15 protein-coding genes are annotated in these 21993 nt (G+C 68.8%); 6 read left to right on the top strand and 9 right to left on the bottom strand.

Annotation, left to right across the window (positions count from 1 at the left end; genetic code table 11):
- Positions 1–24 precede the first annotated feature (24 nt).
- The 9 genes from TSH64_RS16520 to TSH64_RS16560 all read right to left on the bottom strand — a co-directional run bounded on the left by TSH64_RS16520 (position 25) and on the right by TSH64_RS16560 (position 14275).
- The gene (locus tag TSH64_RS16520) at positions 25–1212 is read right to left on the bottom strand and encodes a glycosyltransferase family 4 protein (RefSeq protein ID WP_247872981.1); all 1188 of its coding nucleotides are present in this window, start codon (positions 1210–1212) and stop codon (positions 25–27) included.
- Positions 1197–2699, bottom strand: coding sequence for an O-antigen ligase family protein (locus tag TSH64_RS16525; protein ID WP_109446498.1), 1503 nt, complete (start codon positions 2697–2699; stop codon positions 1197–1199). Before TSH64_RS16525 ends, TSH64_RS16520 begins: the two co-directional genes overlap by 16 nt.
- Positions 2696–3706, bottom strand: coding sequence for a glycosyltransferase family 2 protein (locus TSH64_RS16530; protein ID WP_199237575.1), 1011 nt, complete (start codon positions 3704–3706; stop codon positions 2696–2698). The genes TSH64_RS16525 and TSH64_RS16530 overlap by 4 nt, the downstream gene beginning before the upstream one ends.
- On the bottom strand, positions 3703–4875 hold the full coding sequence (locus TSH64_RS16535; protein WP_109446500.1) for a glycosyltransferase: 1173 nt from the start codon (positions 4873–4875) through the stop codon (positions 3703–3705). Before TSH64_RS16535 ends, TSH64_RS16530 begins: the two co-directional genes overlap by 4 nt.
- A 52-nt stretch (positions 4876–4927) precedes the next feature.
- Entirely contained in the window at positions 4928–7252 is a 2325-nt protein-coding gene (locus TSH64_RS16540; protein ID WP_109446502.1) for a Wzz/FepE/Etk N-terminal domain-containing protein, read from the bottom strand.
- Between the two features lie 60 nt (positions 7253–7312).
- Positions 7313–9469: a hypothetical protein gene (locus TSH64_RS16545; protein ID WP_199237576.1), complete on the bottom strand. Its 2157-nt coding sequence runs from the start codon at positions 9467–9469 to the stop codon at positions 7313–7315.
- Complete coding sequence (locus TSH64_RS16550) at positions 9466–11316, bottom strand: glycosyltransferase (RefSeq protein WP_109446504.1); 1851 nt, start codon at positions 11314–11316, stop codon at positions 9466–9468. The genes TSH64_RS16545 and TSH64_RS16550 overlap by 4 nt, the downstream gene beginning before the upstream one ends.
- A gap of 41 nt (positions 11317–11357) precedes the next feature.
- Positions 11358–12743, bottom strand: a complete 1386-nt coding sequence (locus TSH64_RS16555) for an oligosaccharide flippase family protein (protein ID WP_109446506.1) — start codon at positions 12741–12743, stop codon at positions 11358–11360.
- A 518-nt stretch (positions 12744–13261) separates the two neighbouring features.
- A complete protein-coding gene (locus TSH64_RS16560) occupies positions 13262–14275 on the bottom strand; it encodes a LacI family DNA-binding transcriptional regulator (RefSeq protein ID WP_109446508.1) in 1014 nt (337 codons plus the stop codon).
- A gap of 258 nt (positions 14276–14533) precedes the next feature.
- Between TSH64_RS16560 and ptsP the strand changes: the two genes are divergently transcribed.
- The 6 genes from ptsP to TSH64_RS16590 all read left to right on the top strand — a co-directional run bounded on the left by ptsP (position 14534) and on the right by TSH64_RS16590 (position 21931).
- Entirely contained in the window at positions 14534–17065 is a 2532-nt protein-coding gene (gene ptsP / locus TSH64_RS16565; protein ID WP_109446510.1) for a phosphoenolpyruvate--protein phosphotransferase, read from the top strand.
- Positions 17062–18036: a 1-phosphofructokinase gene (pfkB, locus tag TSH64_RS16570; RefSeq protein ID WP_109446512.1), complete on the top strand. Its 975-nt coding sequence runs from the start codon at positions 17062–17064 to the stop codon at positions 18034–18036. The genes ptsP and pfkB overlap by 4 nt, the downstream gene beginning before the upstream one ends.
- Positions 18037–18106: 70 nt before the next feature.
- Positions 18107–19873 (top strand): fructose-specific PTS transporter subunit EIIC, encoded by a 1767-nt coding sequence (locus TSH64_RS16575; RefSeq protein ID WP_109446514.1) that lies wholly within the window; start codon positions 18107–18109, stop codon positions 19871–19873.
- Positions 19874–20029: 156 nt separating this feature from the next.
- Positions 20030–20347 (top strand): hypothetical protein, encoded by a 318-nt coding sequence (locus TSH64_RS16580; protein WP_109446516.1) that lies wholly within the window; start codon positions 20030–20032, stop codon positions 20345–20347.
- A 226-nt stretch (positions 20348–20573) separates the two neighbouring features.
- Entirely contained in the window at positions 20574–21089 is a 516-nt protein-coding gene (locus TSH64_RS16585; protein WP_199237577.1) for a calcium-binding protein, read from the top strand.
- Positions 21086–21931 carry a calcium-binding protein gene (locus tag TSH64_RS16590; protein ID WP_109446520.1) on the top strand — a complete coding sequence of 282 codons (846 nt, stop codon included), beginning with the start codon at positions 21086–21088 and terminating at the stop codon, positions 21929–21931. Before TSH64_RS16585 ends, TSH64_RS16590 begins: the two co-directional genes overlap by 4 nt.
- The last annotated feature ends 62 nt before the right edge of the window (positions 21932–21993 follow it).

Consider the following 21993-nt stretch of genomic DNA (forward strand, 5'->3'; position numbering starts at 1 on the left):
AGGGAGATGGGACATTGCGGCTGCTCATTGCAGGGCGCCGCGGTAGACCGCGGCGGTGCGGGCGGCGATCACCGGCCAGTCGAAGCGGCTGCGGACCAGGGCTCGGCAGGCGTCCGCATCCGGCAGGCGGCGGACGCCGGTCAGCGCCTCCGCAAGGCCGATGCCGATGGAGCGTGCGTCGGTCCCGGCGAGCACGAGGTCGCCGTCCAGCCCCTCCACCACCTCCGGCAGGCCACCGACCGGAGTGACCATCACCGGGGTGCCGGCCGCCAGCGATTCCAGCGCGGTCAGGCCGAACCCCTCGAGCGCCTGGGACGGCATCACGCACAAATCGGCGGCGCGGTAGGCCAGCGGAAGATGCGCATCGGGTACGAAGCCCAGCAGCCGCACATGCTCCTCCAGCCCCAGCGCGCCGATGCGATCCTGAAGGGCTGCTGCCTCCGGCCCGCGTCCGGCGACGACCAGCAGCACGTCCGGCACCCGGCGGCGCAGCTCCACCATGGAATCGACCAGCGCCGTCAGCCCCATGCGCTTCACCAGCCGCCGCACCGTCAGCACCGTGGGGCGCCCCAGAGGCCAGCCGAGCCGGGCGCGCGTCCGCTGCCGGCTGTCGGGAAGGTCGTGGCGGTCGGCATCGACGCCGCCCGGCACCCGGTGGATGCGCTCCGGCGGCACGCCATAACGCTCGGCCAGGATGGTGGCGAAGGACCGGGACAGCACGACGAAGCGGGTGGCGCGGTGATAGACCAGCCGCTCCACCATGAATTTCAGCCGGACCGCCAGCGGGCTGGCCCCCTCCGCCGCACTTTCCAGCGCCCAGGGGCCATGGAAATGGACGACCATCGGGCGATTGCGCAGAGCCGGCAGGGCCCCCACCGTGTTCAGGGCGAAATGCGAGGCGACAAGGTCCGGCGCCTGCCGGCGCAGCGCCTCCGCGATGGCGGTCCGGGCCGCCACCATCCGGCGCGGCAGCGAGGCCGAGGGAGGCGCAAAGCTGGCGATGCGGGCGCCATTGTCCAGCGTTTCGGAGACGGTGCCCAGCACCAGCCCGGAGACGGCGATGCCCTGCTGCGGCAGATGGCGGGCGAGGTGGTAGAACATATTCTCCGCCCCGCCATGGGTTTCCGGAAACCAGCCCAGCCCAAGCTGGAGCACACTGGCCTCCCGCATCTCTTCCGGCAGGGTGCCGGGCAGGATCAGGCTTCCGTCCATTGCTTGTCCTCTTGGAATTGGCTTGCCGCGGGTTGCTGGACGGCGGCTTGCTGGGTGGCGAGCCCATGGTTCTTGGCGGCCATCGCCATGCCCAGGAAGAACCAGAATCCGACGCCCGTGACCTTCACCAGCGTGTGCTCGAACACCATGCAGATGAGGATCGTCAGCGCCGCCGTTTCGGCACAGCGGGCAAAGGGGTCGGGCGGCGCCCCGCCGCGGCGCAGCATGCCCACCGTCAGCGCGATGATCCCGGCGACATAGCCCAACGTGCCAGGCCAGCCCAGCTCGTAAGGCACGCGCAGGATGCCGCTGTCGAAGAAGGCCATGGCACCCAGCTGGCCGTCCTCGTTGGTCAGCTTGGTCGCGGTGTCGATGGTGCCGAGACCGGCGCCGCGCACTTCGGTCAGCGCCTGGATGAGGAAGCGGCCGTAGAATTCCTGCCGCTCCTGATAGCTGCGGTCGTTCTCCATCGAATTCAGCGTGTCGAAGCGGGAGACGATGGCCTGGTTGACCAACGGCACGCTGAGGAGCGGCAGGGAGCAGAGCACCAGACCGACGCCGACCGCGACCAGCCTCAGCCGGTGCCGGCCGGGCATGGTCAGCAGCAGCCAGGCGAAGGTGAACAGCCCGGCCAGCCACGCCGCCCGCACCAGACTGAGCAGCAGCGACCCCAGCGCCAGCGCGCCGGCGATCGGCACGAGGATGCCGCGTGCCGCCGGCAGCACCGCCAGCCCGGTCACCAGCAGGAAAGCCAGCGGGCCGGAGGAGTTCAACGTGCTGAACACCCGCACCTGCATCGGCAGCGGCATGCCCTGGTTGGTCATGCCGACATTGATCAGCCAGCGGGCATCCCAGGCCGGCATGAAGAAATACTGGATCAGTCCATAACCGCCGACCAGCGCCAGCCCCAGAACGAAGGCGCGCAGCACCGCGTCGCGGATCTGCGGGTAGAGCGGCCAATGCAGGGCGACATAGAGCCCCAGCGTCACCGGCACCAGCCAGTTGAGAAGCGCGAAGGTCGCCGCCGCCACACCGGCCTGGGTGATGCCGTTGAGGTAGGCGTAGAAGATGCCCAGCATCACCGGCACGAAGCCGAAATAGGCGCGGTAGCGCAGCATCGGCAGATATTGCGCGATCACGGCCCAAGTCATGGCGCCGACGGCGAAGGGCGTCACCATGACCGGGCTGATGACGCTCCAGCCAGCCTGGTAGTCGACCAGCCGGCGCACCTCCGGTGTCAGGAACCACAGCCACCAGGTGAAGGCGGCGAAACGGGCCGGGTCGCGCGTCACCAGCAGCGCGCCGACGGCCAGCGCCCCCACCGGGAAGATGATCTCCAGCAGGCCGGCCTTGCCGACCAGCACCGGCATCAGGACCAGGAACCAGAAGACCGGGGCTGCCAGCTTGCCCAGGGACGGCAGGCCGCCAGCGCCGTGATGGGTATGGGACAGTTGACTCTGGTCCTGGCCGGCTGTGGCGAAGGTCATGCCACCGTCTCCCGCCAGTCCCGCATTCCCGCCAGCCGGCCGCGCAGCGTGGCGCGCAGCTTCGCCCCGGCATGCCGGTCACCGCGCAGCCGCAGCCTCGCCCATTGCGCCAGCCCGGGAAACTCGCAGGTTCCCACCAGCATCGCCCAGGCGGCGAAGGCGGCGCGGTTGGCCGGGCCGAAATGGGCCATCAGCGCCAGCGTGTCGTTGAAGGTCGCGTTCTCCTGCGCCAACGGATGGAAATGGTCGCTGCCACGCTGGTCGATGTCGAAACGGACGGCCGGAAAATGGTCGACCGCGACCAGAGGATCGTAGACCAGCCGCCAGCCCTGGCGGGACAGGCGCAGGCAGAAATCCACCTCGTTGCGGACCTGGGCGCCGCTGCCGCGCAACCTCGTGTTCAGCCGCTGGCCGGCGATGGCCGTTCGGCGGAAGCTCCAGTTGGCCCCTTTCAGAACGTCGACTTCCTGCGCCGGGCCGACGCCCAGATGGTGGTTGCCGATGACGCGGCCGAACCATTGCAGCCGGCCGACGATTTCCGCCTCCCCGGTTTCCGGCACGTCACCGTGAAAGACATGGTCACGGCCGCCGACCCCGCCGATGCGGGGATCGGTGCGATACCAGGCTTCGATCCGCTCCACCCAGTCGGGATGCGGAACGGCGTCGTCGTCGGTGATGGCGACGATGTCCCCGACGGCATGGTCCATGCCGCGGTTGATGGCGGCGACCTGTCCCGGCACGTCGATGCCGACGACCTGGAGGGGAAGGGCGGGGCGGTAGCGGCGGGCGACCTCGGCGGACTCCGGATCGCTGTCGCGTACGGTGACGATCACCTGGACCGGCGCCAGGGTCTGGCGAACCAGCCCGTCCAGGCAACCGGCCAGCTGGTCCGGCCGGCGGTAGGTGGGGACGATCACGGTGACGCCCAGCCGCTCCGTGGCGGCGGGATCCACCGGCACCAGCGAGATCGGACGGGCCGCCATGGAAGGAGTGGTGCCGCCGCTCATGCCGGTGCCAGCTCCCGTCCGCGGTGGCTGATCGCCGTGGAGCGTTCGGGCGCCAGGGAAGCCTCCTCGCCGTTCATCCAGCTGTCGATGGTCTCGCGCAGGCGCGCCTTGAACACGTCGCGGTCGAAGCGGGCGGCATGGGCGCGGATGGCGGCAGGGTTGAAGCGTGACTCCTGCGCTTCGAACAGCTCCACCGCCTCGATCAGCCCCTCTGGCGTCTGCTGGTCGAAGAACAGGCCGGACAGGCCGTCGCGCACCGTCTCGGTGGCGCCGCCGCGGTTCAGAGCGATCACCGGCCGTCCGGCGGCCATCGCCTCTACCGGAACGATGCCGAAATCCTCGTTGGCGGTGAAGATCAGCGCCCGGCAGGACGCATAGTGGCGGTCGAGGTCGGCCGGGGAACAATGGCCGACCAGCTCCACCGTCGGTCCGGCCATCTGCTTCAGGCGCCGGAACTCCTCTCCCTCGCCGACGACCACCAGCTTGCGGCCCATGCGGTTGAACGCTTCGATGGCGATGTCGGCGCGCTTGTAGGAGACGAGCTGGCTGACGAACAGGTAATGGTCGCTCCCGTCGCCGCCGCCGGGGGAGGTGACGGTGGCGAAGCGCTGCGTTTCCACCGGCGGATGGATGACGGTGGCGTCGCGGCGATAGACCCGCCAGATGCGCTGCGCCACCGTGTGCGAATTGGCGATGAAGCGGTCGACCCGTGCCGCCGTCGCCAGATCCCATTGCCGCAGGCGGTGGATGGCATAGGGCATCAGCGGCCGGACGATCGGGCCGGCCGAGTGCAGGTAATCGTGATAGCCGCTCCACACATAGCGCATCGGCGTGTGGCAGTAGCAGACATGCAGCGCGTCGGGCCGCGTCAGCACACCCTTGGCCGGTCCGGATTCGCTGCTGATGACCAGATCGTAGGCGCTGAGGTCCAGTTGCTCCAGCGCCAGCGGCATCAGCGGCAGGTATTTCTGGTACATCCGGTGGGCCATCGGCAACCGGTCGATGAAGGTCGTGGTTACCCGATGGCTGCGGATGATCGGCGACATGCGTTCCGGCCGGTAGACATGGGTGAAGATGTCCGCCTCCGGATACAGCTCGCACAGGGCTTCGACGACCTTCTCGCCCCCGCGCATCCCAACGAGCCAGTAATGGACGATCGCGACTTTCATGGTGGGTTCTCCAGAAAGGGACCGGCGCTTGCCTGAGGCCAAGGGTTCGGTCTCAGGCGATGCGGCGCAGGCGATAGGAGCGGCCGCTGGGCGGGCGGGCGCCATATTCGAGATTCGCGTGTTCGCGGGCGTTGACCATCGACAGCACCGCCCCGCCGATCCGCCCGCCGACCTGCCGCACCTGCTTTATGCCGGCACTGGCGAGGCTGGAAGCGGTGCGCGCCCAGCGCACGACGTAGAGGACACGGTCGGCCAGCGGCGCCAGGATCAGCGCGTCCGACACCGACAGCACCGGCGGCGTGTCGAGGACGACGACGTCGTAGCGTTCGGCCAGCTCGACCAGCAGCGACAGCATGGCCTTGGAGCCGAGCAGGATCTGCGGGCGGTCAACCGGCCGGCCGGCAGCGATCACCGACACCCGGCGGCGGTCGTCGATGTGCAGAACCTGATCGAGCGTCGCGTCGCCTTCCAGCAGGTCGGTCAGCCCCTTGGGCGGGCGGACGCCGCCGAGAAGCCGGTGCACGGCCGGACGGCGGGTGTCGCAATCGACGATGACGACGCGCCGGCCGGTGTCGGAAAGGAAGGCGGAGAGTGCCACGGCCAGCGTCGTCTTGCCCTCTCCCGCCACCGACGAGGTCAGCATCACCACCTCGCCGCCCTTGACGCTGGCGGGCTCGGCCCCGGTGCGGACCAGATGCAGCCGGGCGCAGAGCCGCCAGACCGCCTCGGCGAAATCGCCGCCGCCGGTGTTGGAGTAGGGATCGCGGGCGTCTTCGCCACGCGCGGACCGCTTCACCCGGCCGAGCAGCGGCACGATGCCGACGGCAGGCAGGCCCAGCAGCGCTTCGACCTGATGGGAGCTGTAGACGCCGCGCTGCCGCATGGTCCGCACCAGGGCGACGCCGGTGGCGATGGCACCGCAGACGACCGCGGCCAGCCCGGCGAGCACCGCCTTGCCCGGCCCGACCGGGCCGCCGGGAACGGCGGCGGCTGACACGATGCGCACGTCCGGCGTCATCTCCAACGCCTGGAGCACCTGCGTCTCCTTCAGGCGGGTGACGGCGCGGCGGTAGTTGTCGTCCGACGCATCGGCCTGCCGCTGAAGATCGCGCAGCCGCACGTCGGCCTGGAGTGTGTCGAAGGATTCCGCCCTCAGACCCTCCAGCCGGCGGGACAGGTCCTGGATCTTGGCGACCTGCTGTTCCACCTCGCCCCGCAGGCTGCGGACCACGCGGTCGATTTCGGTGGCGAGGGTGGCGTTCAGCTCGCGCAGTTCCGCGGTCGGCCGGTTCAGCGCCGGGTGGCGGTCGCCGTACTGGGCCCGCAATTCCGCGAGCTGGGCGTTCAGCGCCGCCTGACGCTGGCGCAGGGTGGTGATCAGCGGATCGCCGCCGATGTCGGCGCCGGTCAGCGATTCCGGGTTGCCGGGCCTGACCGACTGCAACTGGCGCAGCCGGGCCTGGGCATTGGCATGGGCGGTGCGCGCCTCCGCCAGCTGCCCATTCAGGGCAGACATCTCCTCGTTCACCAAGGGGGCGTCGCGGCCCTTCACCATGCCGGTCTCGGACCGCATCGCCTCGACCGCGGCGCGGCCGGTGGTCGTCATGTCCTGGCGCAGCTCGTCCAGGCGGCTTTGCAGCCATTCGCTGGCGTTCTGGGTGGCCTTGCGCTTCGCTTCCACCTGGATGGCGAGATAGGCGTCGGCGACGGCGGTGGCGGCGCGGGCCGCAAGCTGCGGGTCCTTCGCCTCCACCGTGATGCGGATCGCGCGGGACTGCACGCCCGGGCTGATGCGCAGATTCTTCTGGAACGCCTCGGTCAGGCGGTCGGCTTCCCTGTCCTGCGCGTTGCCGGTCGGGGCGGCCGGGCGCGGCGGCGGCGTCAGCAGCACGGCCAGAGACTCAGGCAGCATCGCCGTCACCTCGGTCACCAGGGTACGGCCTTCCTCCATCAGCGGGCTGAACAGGCCCGGCTTGTTGGTGGGGGCGGCGTATTCGGGTTCCTGCCCCAGGTTCAGCGCCTCGACCACGCGGGCGGCGAGATCGCGGGAGCGCAGGATTTCGACCTCGGTGTTGACGGTGTCGAGATAGATCCCCATCGGCTCGGAAACGGAGGGGATGTTGATGACGCGGTTCGGATGCGGGTCGATCACCACGACGGTGGAGGAGCTGTAGAGCGGGGTCATGGCATTGATCAGCAGCACCGCCGGCAGCCACAGCACCGCGGTCAGCCCGAGGATCAGCCATTTCTGGCGCCACAGCATCTGCACCAGCCGGCTGACGTCGACCTTGTCGGCGCCCGTTCCGACCGGCGGCGCGACAAAGCCGGCGGCGAGACCGGCCGTGCCTGACGGCAATCGGTGTTCCGGTGCGTCCATGGGCTCAACTCCTTCATAGCGGGCGAACGGTGCACGGTTTTGCTGATGCGGCTGGGCGGCTCAGGCGACCTCTGCCGGGTCGCGGGTGGGCTGGCGGGTTTCCGGCGCTGCCTCCGGTGCCCGTTTGCCGCCGACCTCCGGCGGGCGCGCGGGAGGCGCGGTGGCGCCGTGTCCGGCCTTGGCCTCGGCCAGGATGCGGGCATAGCGGGCGACGGTGTTGGGGGTGACGTTGACCAGCGTCCCGGTCCCGCCGCCATTGGCGACGATCTGGGCGACCTGGAACAGCGCGCGTCCCTTTTCCAGAACCTCTCCGGGCAGCATCCACAGAATGGAATCGATGTTGGAGGCCAGCCATCCCGGCTTCCCGCTGCGCGTCAGGCGGCGTTCCGCCGACCGGACCTGCGCGGTGTTGCGGATGGTGTAGAAGGGCGACCAGCCGTCCCAATCGCCGGCGGTGAAGGGGAGCGCGACAAATCCGCCGTCCGTCACCACCGCCTCGGCGGCACCGAAACCAGACTTGGTCCACATGTAATCGAAGCCTGCGGAGCGGACGGCGGCGGCGACCTCAGGCCGCAGCGGACCGGGGCGGGCGCTGTCGTAGGGCCGCCACGCCTCGTAGAAGCGGTCGAGCCGGTAGCGGCGCAGCGCGTTCCCGATCAGGCGCCGGGCGTCCATCGCCGGCGCGCCGCTCCGCTTTGCCGTGCGCAGCGTGTCTTCCGGGGCCGCCTCGACGCTGGCTGCCGGAATTTCCGATGGGCGCGCGCGCGGGGAGATGCGCAGGACGGGGCGGCCCTCCTCCCAATGCAGGCGCGGGGTGTGTCCGGGCACCAGGGGGGAGTCGACCAGCGGCCACCAGCCGCGCGGCATCAGCCCTGGCGGCAGCATGGTGGCGATCTCCGCACGGGCATCGGCCAGCAGGCGGGTCAGCTCACCGCCCTGATTTTCGAGGCCCGGCATCTCTCCCTCGGCGCAGACGCCGCGGCCGGTGCTGCCCAGCAGAAGCTCCACCCGGCCCAGCACGCCGCCGCGCTCCTCCGGCACCGCCAGCAGGGCGAGGTCGGCGGGGCTGGACTGGGTCAGGCTGTCGACGGTGACCACCAGCCCGCAGCGCAGGCCGGTCGCCGCCACCAGATCGAGAATGCGCGGGATGCAGTGCAGCTCGCGGATCATGCCGGACCACAGGACCAGCGTGGTCAGCACCCGTCCCTCCGCCGCCCAGCGGCGCAGGGTGGCGTCGTCGGGCTCGAAGTCGGTGAAGGGGCGCGGCGGCGCGGCGATGCGCAGCGGCACCGCGGCGGTGCTGGCGAAGGGCGGATCGGGATCGACGATCTGCAAGCCGCGGCCCAGACGGCCGAGCGCGAAGAAGTCGTGATCGTCGAACTGCCGGCCATAGACCGGGTCCGCCCCGGCCTGGATCAGGTCGGCGGCTCGCTCGATCACGTCGGTCTGCGGCCGCCCATAGAGCGGCAGAAGCCTTTTGCTCGCAGCCAGCGGCAGTTGCGCCGCGATCAGGTCAGGGTCGCCCAGCAAGGTGCCGCGTCCCCATGCGGCGTGACGGCGGGCCAATGCCACGCTGAAGCTGGCATAGCTCTCCCCCGCCACCTTGCCCTCGACGGTGTCCAGACCGCCGGGAAAGGTGCGGGCGCGCACCGGGTCGACGCAGTGGCCGGTGAAGCGCCGGGCGCCCAGCGTCTCCAGCCGTTCCCGCAGCCCGGCATCGGCACTGGCGTCGATGCCCAGGCAGGGCTCCGCCATCAGCTGCGGATAGAGGAACGGTGCCGCGACGATGCCGAGCAGGGTCTGCGGCGCCATGTCCAGCACCGCGACCTCCTGCGGGAGCGGCTGCCCCAGCAGGCGGAAGGCGGCGTCATACAGGGCGGCCGGATCGGTGCTGCGCAGGGCGCATTCGCCGCCCGCCTCCACCACCGGCCAAAGCGGAGAGGCCGGGTCGCCCAGCGCCACGACGCGGAAGCAGGTCGTCAGCCACAGCGCATGGTCCAGATGCCGGCCGCCGGCCATCAGGCTGCCGGTGCCGGTCGCCTCGGTGCGGTTGCCGTCCTCCCAACCGCCGAAATGCCGGCCGCTGCGGCGTCCGTCATAATAGAGGTCGAAGGTCCATCCGGCGCGTTCCGCCGCGGCGGCCAGCACCGGCGCCATGGCGACGCGGTGCGGATCGCCGCCATGGGCGAGGAAGAGGAGAAGGGGCGGTTTGGTCACGACGCTTGGCCCTCCGTGCCGCCGCCGCCGCGCCGGCACCACCACAGGTGCCATTTCGCCACCCCCGGCGGGCCGAAGTGATCGGTCTTCTGCAGGGTCAGGCCGGTGGCGGCGATGGCCTTGCGCATCTCCGGCGCCCAATGATGGCGGACCAGCGCCTTCCATTCCGGCAGCACGCCATGGCAGCGCATGGTCGCCAGCAGCCGGTCGGGCCGCCAACGGTAATAGCGGGGATAGGCGATCACCCACAGCGGGTTGGCGTTGGTGGTGTCGCAGACGATCCGGCCGCCGGGCTTGACCACCCGCTGCAACTCGCGCACGCCGGCTTCCAGATCCGGCAGGTGGCAGAGCAGGTCCATGGCGATGACGAGGTCGAAGCTGTCGTCGGGGAAGGGCAGCTTGCGGGCGTCGGCCTGCTGGACGGTCAGGGCGGGGAAGCGCTCCTTTGCCTCCGCCAGCATCTCGTGCGAGATGTCGACCAGCGTCACGTCGTGACGGCCGGCGAAGGGACCGGTGATGCGGCCGTAGCCGCCGCCGACGTCGAGGATGCGCATCCGCGGCAGCCGTTCCAGCTCCGCCGCCACCGCACGCCGCTTCTCGTCATAGATGCGGTAGAAGGGGGTGGTGGGGTGGTCGGGGCGGAAATGGCGGCGGTAACCGTTGTTGTAGATGCCGGAGCCGGCGGCCTGGGTGCGTTCCGCCTTGGCATTCTCCAGCAGGACGGCGACCTGGGCGGCGACCGTGTCGACGTCGAACGTCTTCGCATGCTCCAGACCGGCCGCGGCGACCGCCTTCAGCCCCTCGCGGTCGGCCAGCCGGGCGATCAGCATGTCGCGCAGCGGTTCGGCTTCCCCCGGTGGTACCAGCCAGCCGGTGCGGCCGTGCTCGATGATTTCGGGGAAGCCGCCGCAGTCGCTGGCGACCACCGGCACGCCCAGCGCCATCGCCTCCACCACCACGAAGCCGAAGCTTTCCCACAGGGAAGGGACGACCGCCATCTCGGCCCGCGCCACCACGGCCAGCGCGTCGTTGCGCGGCAGGGCGCCGGTGAAATGGACTCGGTCGGCGACCGGGGCGACGTCGCGGCGGAACTGGTCGATGACGACGGCGCTCGCCGAATCTTCGCCGCCGATCATCATCAGGTGCAGGTCGGGGTTGGCGGCCAGGACGCCCGGGATGGCGCGGCCCAGTGTGGCGATGCCCTTGCGTCCCTCCAGCCGGCCGAAGAAGGCGATGAAGCGTTTCGGCAGCGGGATCGGTGGTTCGGCCGTCCGGTTCGCCGCCACCGCGGCGATGTCGATGCTGTTGGGGATGACCTGGATCAGCTCCGGCGCGATGCGCCAGTAATCGGCCACCCGCCGGGCAATGGCGCGGGTGGAGGCGTAGATCGCGGCGCTGCGCCGGGTCTGGTCGCGCTCCAGCGCGTTCAGCAGATGGGTGTGTGGAACCCAGGGTTGGCTGTTGGTGTCCATCACCAGCCCAGTCGGGGTCGCCAGCCGCGTCACCACCGGGATGGTGCTGAAGCGGGTCAGCCACCAGGCGTCTGCGTCGAACTCCGCCGCATGGACCACGTCGGGACGGAAGGCGCGGACGGCATCGGCCAGCCGGCGGTTGGTCCGGAAGCGGTCGACCACCGCATGCCTGTGCGGACCCGGATCGACGCGCTGCACCGTCACGCCGTCCTCGATGGAGGTGCCGGCCGGCAGGCCGCCGGCCTTCCATGGAGTCACCACCTGGACGGTATGGCCCAGCCGCGCCAGTGCGCGGGCCATCGTATGGGTGTGCGTGGCGATACCGCCGAGCTTTTCGCCGGGTGGGTATTCGGGCGTCAAGAGCGACAGTCGCATTGCGGTTTCCTCGATTCCTAAAGAATGTCCGGTGGGTTCGGTCACTTGGCCACGGGGCCGGCCGGGGTGGCATCCGGAGTAAGGGCCGGAGCGGCTGTCACCGGGGCCGGCTTGTCGAACAGGCGCCGCGGCAAGGCTGCAAGCATCGCCGGGTCGGGAAGGAAGACGCGCCAGGGCAGTCCGGTCGCACGGCGGTAGAGCGTCGCCGCGGTAGCGAACACCAGCGTGTAGGCGACGGTGGAAACGATGGCCGCCGCCAGGATTCCGCCGCCGCGCAGGAACAGCAGCAGCCCGGCCAGCGTGACCACCATTCCCAGCAGATTGGCCAGGGTGGCGGTGAAGGGCCGGTTCTCCGCATAGAGCCCGTTCAGCAGGATCGACGCGGCGGCATAGAGGATGGCGCCCGGCAGCAGCAGCCGCAGCGGCAGCGCGCTGTCGGCGAAGGACGGGCCATAGACCAGCCCGATGGCGATGTCGGCGAAGACGAAGAGCCCGCCGCCCAGGAGACCGCCGATGGCGAAGGTCGCCTGAAGGCTGTTCAGCACCAACTCGCGCCCCGACTGTCCCCGCCGGGTGGCGGCAGGCATGACGACGGTGGCGAGCGCGCCGGACAGGCTGACGATCAGCCAGGACAGGCTGGTCGCCAGCGCATAGAGCCCGACCTGCGTCGCCGACAGGAAGGCCGGGATGATCAGCAGGTCCAGCCGTTGCGTGATGACCCCGCCCACCACGTCGCCGTGGGTGCGCAGGGCATACCAGACGGTCTGCCGGCCGAGCGCCGGGTCGGGGCGGCCGATGCCGTGGCGGCGGACCAGCAGCCCGGTCGCCACCACCAGCACCAGCGTGCTCATCGCCGCCTGGACGATGACGGCGGCCTCCACCGTGAAGCGGCCGGTGGCCCACAGCGCGGCATAGACGATGGCAACACCGGCTGGTTGAAGGAAATTCAGTGCGTTGAAGCTGCGGAAATCCTGATCGCCGAGGATCAGGCCCAGCATCAGTTCGGACAGCAAGGCCATGGCGATCATCGGCAGGTAGAGCCGCGCCAGCGCCAGCGTTTCCGCCGGCTGTGCCGCCAGCAGCGTCGGCAGCAGCAGATAGCCGACGCCGATCGCCACCGCCGCAACCGGCAGCAGGATCAGGGTCCAGGTGCTCAGCAGGCGGCCGCCGGCGGCATGGTCACGCGACAGCGCATAGGTGACCGCCTTGCCGCAGCCCATGCCAAACAGCCAGCCCAGCAGTTGCACGGTGGTCAGCACCGCGGTCAGCGCTCCCCGGCCGTCCGGACCGATGGTGCGGGCGACCAGGATCCCGGTCAGCAGCCCCAGCGCCATCGTCGTGGCGGTGACGAGCACCGTCGCCACGCCATGCCGGGCGAAGCTGTTCCGCTTTGCCGCCGCCTTCCGTCCGGTCAAATCCTTCAACATCGCGCCGTCACCCCCGTTGATGGCCCTGAAACCCGCGCACTGCGTAACCTGCCGTTCTGGAACTCCTGTTTTGATTGCAGCCCCACTCCCGATTTGAAGCGGCTTTCACTTGCCTACTTTTGCCGGCGAAAAATAGTTCGCATCACCAACATTGTTCGACAAATTCAAAAGTTATCGGGAAGAGGAACAATCGTAAAATGCGGCCGTTATTTGATCCGACGCGCATTTTTGTTGTGCGTTGCAAACAGGACGGTAGTGGGGTGTTGGTCCAGGGTCAACGCCGCTTTCGGAACTGTTCTTCCCACACACCAGGGGAGTATTTTTCTTTGAACATCCGTTGGCGAGGACTGTCTGACCTAGCGTATCTTTCGGGCAGCGGTTATCGGCGACGCCCATTTTCCGGCATCGGGATTAGCCCGTTGCTGGGCCGGTCGCACACGGGAGGGGAGGGGGAAGCGCCGTTGCGCCCCGCCGCATGGCGTCGTCGGATCGCCGCCTGACGCCATTGATGTGCGTCTTCAGTCGGCCGCGGCCATCCGTGCGGCGGTGGAGCCGCGCACGATGCAGGTGCCGCCGAGAATGAGGCGGCGGCTGGGACGGTCCGGCGCATCCAGCCGTTCGAACAGAAGGGCCATTGCGGACTGGCCGATGTCCTGCACCGGCTGTTCGATGACGGTCAGGCCGGGACCGACCAGCTCCGTCCAGGGTTCATTGTCGAAGCCGGCGACCGCCAGACCGTCGGGAATCGGCAGATGGAGCCGGCGGGCTGCCTTGACCACGCCCATCAGGAACAGGCTGTTGCTGACAATGAAGGCCTCCGGCCGCTCGCGCTCCGACATCCACGCCACCACCGCCTCTTCCGCCGCATCGGCATGGGGGGCGAGAAAGCGGGCCGCCGGGGCGAGGCCGCGGGCGGTCATGGCGGCGCGGTAGCCCTCATGGCGCTCCTGGCCGGTGGTACTGGTGTTGCCGAACAGGCCGGCGATGCGGCGATAGCCCTGGCCATGCAGATGCTCCACCAGCATCGCCGCGGCACGCGGGTTGTCGAGGACCACGGCATCGTGACGGCCGGTCGGCGCGTTGCGGTCGATCAGCACGACGGGGAAATCGAGATCCAGCCCGTCCAGCCGGTCGAGCGTCGCCCGGGTGGGGGCGAAGATCAGGCCGGTGATCCGTTCCTCCTGCATCAGGCGCAGGTACAACTCCTCCCGTTCGGGATTCTCGTCGCTGTTGCACAGGATCACCCGCATGCCGGCGCGGTAGGCGGCATCCTCCACCGCGCGGCTGACGGCGGTGAAGAAGGGGTTGCGGATGTCGGACACCACCAGCCCGATGGTCTGCGAATGCTGCGAGCGCAGCCGCCGCGCCGACAGGTTGGGGCGGTAGCCGGTGGCGCGCACCGCATCTTCCACCCGCCTGCGCAGGGCGTCGCTTACCGGACCGTTGCTCAGCACGCGTGACACGGTGGCGACCGACACGCCGGCGGCCAGGGCCACGTCCTTGATGCCGACGGTTTTTCCCGAGACGCTCATGTCCAGACCGATCGTGTGGAAGGGTGCCCGATTGGGGAGGCGACCTTAGCCGCATGGGCCGAAGATGACCAGGGCGGGGTATTTTCTGAAAACGTTTCCAGTAGCCTCGGCAAACCATCCTTCATTTTTGTCCGACTGACAAGCCATTCATCCAGAAAAACCCATATGTTGCAACGCAACAAGCGTTGACAGCCGAACTGTAATCGTTTTCAATTGGTTCAACAGCACAAACAAAAGCCCGCGGAGGAGACGGTCGCCATGCTCACCGACACGCACCCCTTGAGCCTTCCCCCCGATCTGATCCGCCTCGGCGCCGCTCCGGCGGGCAAGGAGGCGGCGATCCGCGAGGCGGCGCAACTGCTGATCGCCGCGGGCTGCATCGACCCCGCCTATGCCGACAGCATGATCCGGCGCGAAACGGTGGCGAACACCTTCCTCGGACATGACGTCGCCATCCCACACGGCATGGTGGACGACCGCGATCTGGTCCGCCGCAACGGCATCGCGATTCTGCAGGTGCCGGACGGCGTGGTGTGGAACGACGGGCAGACCGCCCGTCTCGTCGTCGCCATCGCCGCCCAGTCGGACGCCCACATCGCCATCCTGCGCCGCCTGACCCGCCTGATGCAGGACGAGGCGCGGCTGACCGCCCTGTTCACCACCGGCAACCCCGCCGATCTCGTCGCCGCGCTGTCCGACGAGACCGCATCGCCGGCCCCCTCCACCGCCGATGCCGGCGACCTTGCCGAGAGCTTCGAGTGGGTGGTCGATTATCCGACCGGGCTGCATGCCCGCCCCGCTGCCGCCTGGGTCGAGAGCGCCCGGGCCGCGTCCGGCCGGGTCCGCGTCCGCCATGGCGGGGAAAGCGCCGACGGCAAGACGCTGGTGGCGCTGTTGCAGCTGGGCCTGCGTCCGGGCGACCGCATCACCGTGTCCACCGACGGACCCGACGCCCGCGCGGTGCTGAACCGGCTGCGCGCCACCATCACCGGGCTCAGCGCGCGGGAAAAGGCGGATGCCGCCGCCGCGGCGCGCAAGGCGAAGGCCGTGGTGCAGGGCTGGACTCCGCCGGTCTCGACAGGTCGCGAGATGCCCGTGGTTGCCGGCATCGGCGCCAGCCCGGGCCTGACCATCGGCCCGGTCCACGTGATGCCGAAGGCCGACCTGACCGTTCCCGACCGTCCGGCCCCGCTGCTGGAGGGCGGCAACCGCCTGCATGAGGCGCTGAACCTGACGCGCCAGCAGCTGAAGGCGCTGGCCGACGACACCGCCCGCCGGCTTGGACCGGCCGAGGCCGGCATCTTCGCTGCCCAGGCGGAGCTTCTGAACGACACCGACGTCATCACGCTGGCCTGCCAGCTGATGGTGGAGGGACACGGTCCCGGCTGGTCGTGGAACGAGGCGGTGGAGCGCAGTGCCGCCAAGCTCGCCGCCAACCCGAACCCGGTGCTGGCCGGCCGCGCTGCCGACCTGCGCGATGTTGGCCGCCGGGTGCTGACCCGCATCGATCCGGACCTCCGGGGCGGCTCCATCCGCGACCTGCCGGACACCCCCTGCATCCTGGTCGCCGACGACCTGTCGCCATCCGACACCGCAGCCCTCGACATGGGCCGCGTCATCGGTCTGGCGACGGCGCAGGGCGGCCCGACCTCCCACACCGCCATCCTGGCGCGCACGCTGGGCCTGCCGGCGATGGTCGCAGGCGGTGCGGCACTGACCGGGCTCGCCAACGGCACCACCGCCATCCTCGACGGCCAGTCCGGCCGCCTCTATCTGGACCCCTCCGACACCGACGTCGCCGCCGCCCATGGCTGGATCGAGGAGCAGCGTGTCAAAAAGGCCCAGCAGGAGGAGCGGCGCAGCCTGCCTGCCCGCACCCGCGACGGCCACACGGTGGAGATCGGCGCCAACGTCAACCGTCCCGATCAGGTGGCGATGGCCCTGTCGCAGGGCGGCGAGGGCGTCGGCCTGATGCGCACCGAGTTCCTGTTCCTCGAGCGCGGCGATGCGCCCAGCGAAGAGGAGCAGTATGAGACCTACCGCGCCATGCTGGAGGCGCTGGACGGCCGCCCGCTGATCGTCCGCGCGCTCGACATCGGCGGCGACAAGCAGGTGCCGCATCTGCAATTGCCGCATGAGGAGAATCCCTTCCTCGGCGTGCGCGGCGCCCGCCTGCTGCTGCGCCATCCCGAACTGCTGGAGCCGCAGCTGCGCGCGCTCTACCGCGCCGCCAAGGGAGCGAAGCCGGGCGCCCTGCTGATCATGTTCCCGATGATCACCACGCTGCGCGAGATCGGGACACTGCGCGCCGTCTGCGACCGCATCCGGGCCGAACTGGACGCCCCAGCGGTGCCGCTGGGCATCATGGTCGAGGTGCCGGCCGCCGCCATCCAGGCCGACGTGCTGGCCCGCCATGTCGATTTCTTCTCAATCGGCACCAACGACCTGACGCAATACGCGCTGGCCATCGACCGCCAGCACCCCGAACTGGCGGCGGAGGCCGACAGCCTGCACCCGTCGGTGCTGCGCCTGATCCGCCTGACGGTGGAAGGGGCGGAGAAGCACGGCCGTTGGGTCGGCGTCTGCGGCGGCATCGCCGGCGATCCGTTCGGTGCCGCCTTGTTGGCCGGGCTGGGTGTGCGCGAGCTGTCGATGACCCCGCGCGACATCCCCGGCGTCAAGGACAAGCTGCGCGACAGCGACCTCGCCGGCCTGCGGGCACTGGCCCAGCGCGCGCTGGATTGCGAATCGTCAGATGAGGTGCGGGCGCTGGAAGGGGAAGCGTCATGACGAAATCCGGCTTGAAGTCAGTCGTCACCGTCACGCTGAATCCGGCCATCGACCAGACCATCATGGTCGAGGCGCTGAAGCCCGGCAACGTCCATCGCGCCAAGGCGGTTCGCCACAATGCCGGCGGCAAGGGCGTGAACGTCGCCAGCTGCCTCGCCGATTGGGGCACGCCGGTGGCCGCGACGGGCCTGCTCGGCACCGGCAATGCCGCGCCTTTCGAGGCGCTGTTCGAGGCCAAGGGCATCGCCGACGCCTTCCTGCGGTTGCCGGGCGAGACGCGCGTCAACATCAAGATCGCCGACCTCGCGGCCAACGACACGACCGACATCAACCTGCCGGGCCTGAGCGCCGATGCGGGCGCCGTCGACCGCGTCCGCGAGACCGTGCTGGGGCTGGTGGAGCCGGGCACGCCGGTGCTTCTTGCCGGCAGCCTGCCGGAAGGCTTGCCCGCCGACACCTACGCCGCCCTAACCGCCGATCTGGCGGCAGCCGGCGCCCGCGTCGTGCTGGACAGCAGCGGGGCGCCGTTGGCGGCGGCGCTGGCTTCCACCGGTGCGCTGCCCCACTGCATCAAGCCCAACCGGCACGAGCTGGAGGATTGGGCCGGCCGGCCGCTGCCGACGAACGCCGACCTGCTCGACGCGGCCCGCGATCTGCATCGCCGCGGCGTGTCGGTGGTGGTGGTGTCGCTGGGGGCGGACGGTGCGCTGTTCGTCGGTAGCGATGGGGATGGCGCCCGCGCCCTGCACGGCCGGCTGCCGCCGGTCCAGGCGCTCAGCACCGTCGGCGCAGGCGACGCGATGGTCGCCGGACTGATCGCGGCCTTCCAGCAGGATGGTGGACTGGAGGATGTCGCCCGGCTCTCGGTGGCCTTCGCCGCCGCCAAGCTCGGCTGTTTCGGCCCCAACCTGCCCGATCCGTCGACGGTGCGGTCGCTGGCCGCCCAGGTGTCCCTGACCCCGATCGATTGAGATTTCCGGCACCATCGGACTGAAATCAACGCAGTGACAGGCGCGGGCTCGAACCCGCCAGGAGGAAACAATGGCGACCCTGTTGGCCGTGATCGCAGCGGGCGATCTTACCACCCAGGCCGTTCTGGCGGCCGAGGCCCTGCGCAAGGCGGCGGCAAAGGCCGGCCACCGCATCCAGGTGGAGACTCGCACCAGCCTCGGCATCCAGTCTCCGCTCGACGCCGCCGCACTGTCCGCGGCTGACGGGCTGATGCTGGTCGGCAGCGGCGACTTCGACGACGGACGCTTCGCCGCGCTGAAGCGCAGCACCGCCTCGCTCGACGAGGTGCTGGGCAATCCCGCCGCCGTGCTGGAAAAGGCGTTGTCCACATCCTCCGCGTCTGCAACTGCGGCAGCCGGTCCACGCCGGATCGTCGCCATCACCTCCTGCCCGACGGGCATCGCCCACACCTTCATGGCGGCCGAGGGCATCCAGCAGGCGGCGACCGCGCTCGGCCACAAGGTCCGGGTGGAAACCCAGGGCTCCGTCGGTGCGCGCGACACCCTGACCGACGACGAAATCCGCGAGGCGGACGTCGTTCTGATCGCCGCCGACACCCAGATCGACCTGTCTCGCTTTGCCGGCAAGCGCGTGTTCCTCAGCGGCACCAAGCCCGCCATCAACGACGGCAAGGCCCTGGTCAACCGTGCCCTGGCCGAGGCCAAGACCCATGGCGCCGCTGGCGGTGCGGTCCCGCTGGCCGATGCCGTCGCCGCCGGCAAGGCCGAGCGCTCGGCCCAGCGCACCGGCCCCTACAAGCACCTGATGACCGGCGTGTCGTTCATGCTGCCCTTCGTGGTGACGGGCGGCTTGCTGATCGCGCTGGCCTTCGCGCTGGGCGGCATCTACGTCTACGAGGAATCCAACGCCGGCACGCTGGGCTATGCCCTGTTCCAGATCGGCGCCAAGGGTGCCTTTGCCCTGATGGTGCCGGCGCTGGCCGGCTACATCGCCTATTCCATCGCCGACCGTCCCGGCATCGCCCCCGGCATGGTCGGCGGCATGCTGGCCGGCAGCATCGGTGCCGGCTTTCTGGGTGGCATCGTCGCCGGATTCATCGCCGGCTACGGCACCGCCTTCCTCAACCGTCACATCAATCTGCACCGCAATTTGGAAGGGCTGAAGCCGGTCCTGATCCTGCCGTTGCTGGGCTCGCTGCTGACCGGACTTCTGATGATCTATGTCGTCGGCACCCCGGTCGCCGAGGCACTGGCCTGGATGAGCGCCTGGCTGAAAGGCATGCAGGGCAGCAGCGCCATCCTGCTCGGCCTGCTGATCGGGGCGATGATGGCCTTCGACATGGGCGGTCCGGTCAACAAGGCGGCCTACGCCTTCTCCACCGGCCTGATCGCCTCCCAGGTCTACACCCCGATGGCCGCCGCCATGGCCGCCGGCATGGTGCCGCCGCTGGGTCTGGCGCTCGCCACCAAGCTGTTCGCCGACCGCTTCACCGCGGAGGAGCGCGAGGCAGGCAACGCCGCCGCGGTCCTGGGCATCGCCTTCATCACCGAGGGCGCCATTCCCTTCGCCGCCCGCGATCCGCTGCGCGTCATCCCGGCGCTGATGCTCGGCGGTGCGCTGACCGGTGCGATGTCGATGGCCGTTGGTGCCGAGCTGAAGGTGCCGCATGGCGGCGTCTTCGTCCTGCCGATCCCCAACGCGGTGACGCATCTGCTCGGCTATGTGGTGGCTCTGGTGGTCGGCACGGTGGTGACCGCCGTCGCCCTGCGCATCCTGAAGAAGCCGGTCGCCGCAGCGCCGAAGCCGGTGGTCCAGCAGGCCGGCGCGCACGCCTGATCCCTATTCCTTTCCTCTCGGGCGTCCTCCCGAAACTGGCCCCTTTCCGCTTCCGCGGGGAGGGGCTTTCTTTTTCTCTCCACCCGAAGAATCCGCGCCAGCTTTTGCGGTGCCGTCCGTGGGATCGGTCATGACATCGCCCGGAGTGACCGATCCATGCTCGACGAAAAGCCTGATGTGATGCTCGGCAACATGCTTCTGCATGTGAACCTGTTGGCCCTTGGCACGCTGATGACCAAGATGATGGCGGAGATGTTCCGCAAGGACGAGAATCCGGCCGGCAAGGCGGATGAATGGCTGCGCCTGTTCGAGGCGACCGCCGCGCAGATGACCTTCGCCAACGAGACGCCGGAATGGAGCGACCTGACCGCGCAGGAATTCCGCGACGTGCTGATGCAGCACATCCACTGCGCCCGCGCCATGGCGCTGGGGGAGGACTGCGACCCGCGTGCCTATCTGCGCCACCACGGCTGATCGGTGGCGACTGCCGTCCCAGTATTTACCCGTCATCTGCCCTCAGGCCGCCGCACCCTTCGGATGCCCGATCCTTCCATTCCCCCGATCACGGCCATGCGGCGTATTGCCCTATGAGCAATCTCGTCGGGTGTGATGGCCGTCACACGTCGCGGACACTCGCAAAAGCTATCATCCCTTTCACCTTTTTAAAGGTGAGATAGTATTATTCAATCGGGGGATGACAATGTCGGTAGTTTTTGGGACTTCGGAAGCAGATTTCTTGCGTGGTACAGCCAATGACGACGAACTTCTGGGGCTGGAGGGCAACGATACACTATTCGGTGGAAATGGCGCAGATATCCTACGGGGGGGAGACGGAGACGACCGTCTCTACATCGATGCGGCCGATCTGCTGATCGGCGGGGGAGCCGGTGTCGACACAGTTGTCGTGCAGGGGATGGCCGGCCTCACGCTGGATCTCGCCGCGACGGAAGTCGAGCGTGTCTATGGCAGCACTGGCGATGATGTGTTTGTGGCCACAAATGCGACCGCGGGTGTCTTCATCGATGGTCGAGACGGGAACGACACGATCACCGGCAGTGGCTTCAACGACCTTCTGCGTGGTGGTGCGGGTAACGATCTTCTCCAAGGCGGAGCCGGTGACGACACGCTTGTCGGTGGTGCCGGCTTCGACACGTTGTGGGGAGGGGAGGGGAGGGGAACGACCGCTTCTACATCAACGGCTACAGTGATTGGGTGAATGGTGGCGACGGATACGACACCATTGTCGTGCAAGGTAGCGAACCCGTTTACATCGACATGAATGTTTCAAACATCGAACGTGCCTTCGGTGGGGTCGGGAATGATTACATCTATAATGATTACGGTACGGTCGCCGTCGAGGTCAATGCAGGAGCAGGCAACGACTGGATGGTCGGAGGCTCCGCCAACGACACTCTGCGAGGCGGCGCCGGAAATGACTCCTTTGAGGGCGGGTCCGGTGCCGATGTGATCGTTGGTGGAGACGGTATTGATATGGCTTATTTTTCCCGTTCGGCTACAGGAGTTACAGTCAATCTAGGTACTGGCATTGGGAGTGGTGGAGATGCCGAAGGTGACCACCTAAGCGGGATCGAATTTATTCAAGGCTCTTATTACGCCGATACCCTGATCGGAAACGCGACGGCCAACCGGTTGGAAGGATGGGAGGGCAACGACACCCTTTCTGGCGGTAAAGGCGACGACATCTTGATCGGAGGAAACGGCAGCGATCTTCTGATCGGCGGCGCCGGCGCGGACGCTTTCCGTTTTTCGAGCTATGACAATGGCAACGACACCATTCAGGATTTCCAAAGCGGGGTGGATCGTATTGAAATCCTGGGCTGGTCGTACGGCGGTTTGCCTGACGGTGTGTTGAGTGCCGATCTGTTCGCACTGGACGCGCCAGCCGATGACAACGACCTATTCATCTTCAATACCACCACGGGCGTTCTATCCTATGATGCCGATGGCATTGGTTCCCGGGCAGGAGTCGCGATCGCTACGCTGAACGTCAGGACGCTGTCTGCTTCGAACATACTGTCGGTTCCCTTCGGATCATGATGTTTTTCGATAGGTAGGGGGGTGGCGGCGCACAGATGCTTTGTGCGCATGACGATGTGCGC

It is taken from the genome of Azospirillum sp. TSH64, assembly GCF_003116035.1.
In the GTDB taxonomy this organism is placed as follows: Bacteria; Pseudomonadota; Alphaproteobacteria; order Azospirillales; family Azospirillaceae; genus Azospirillum.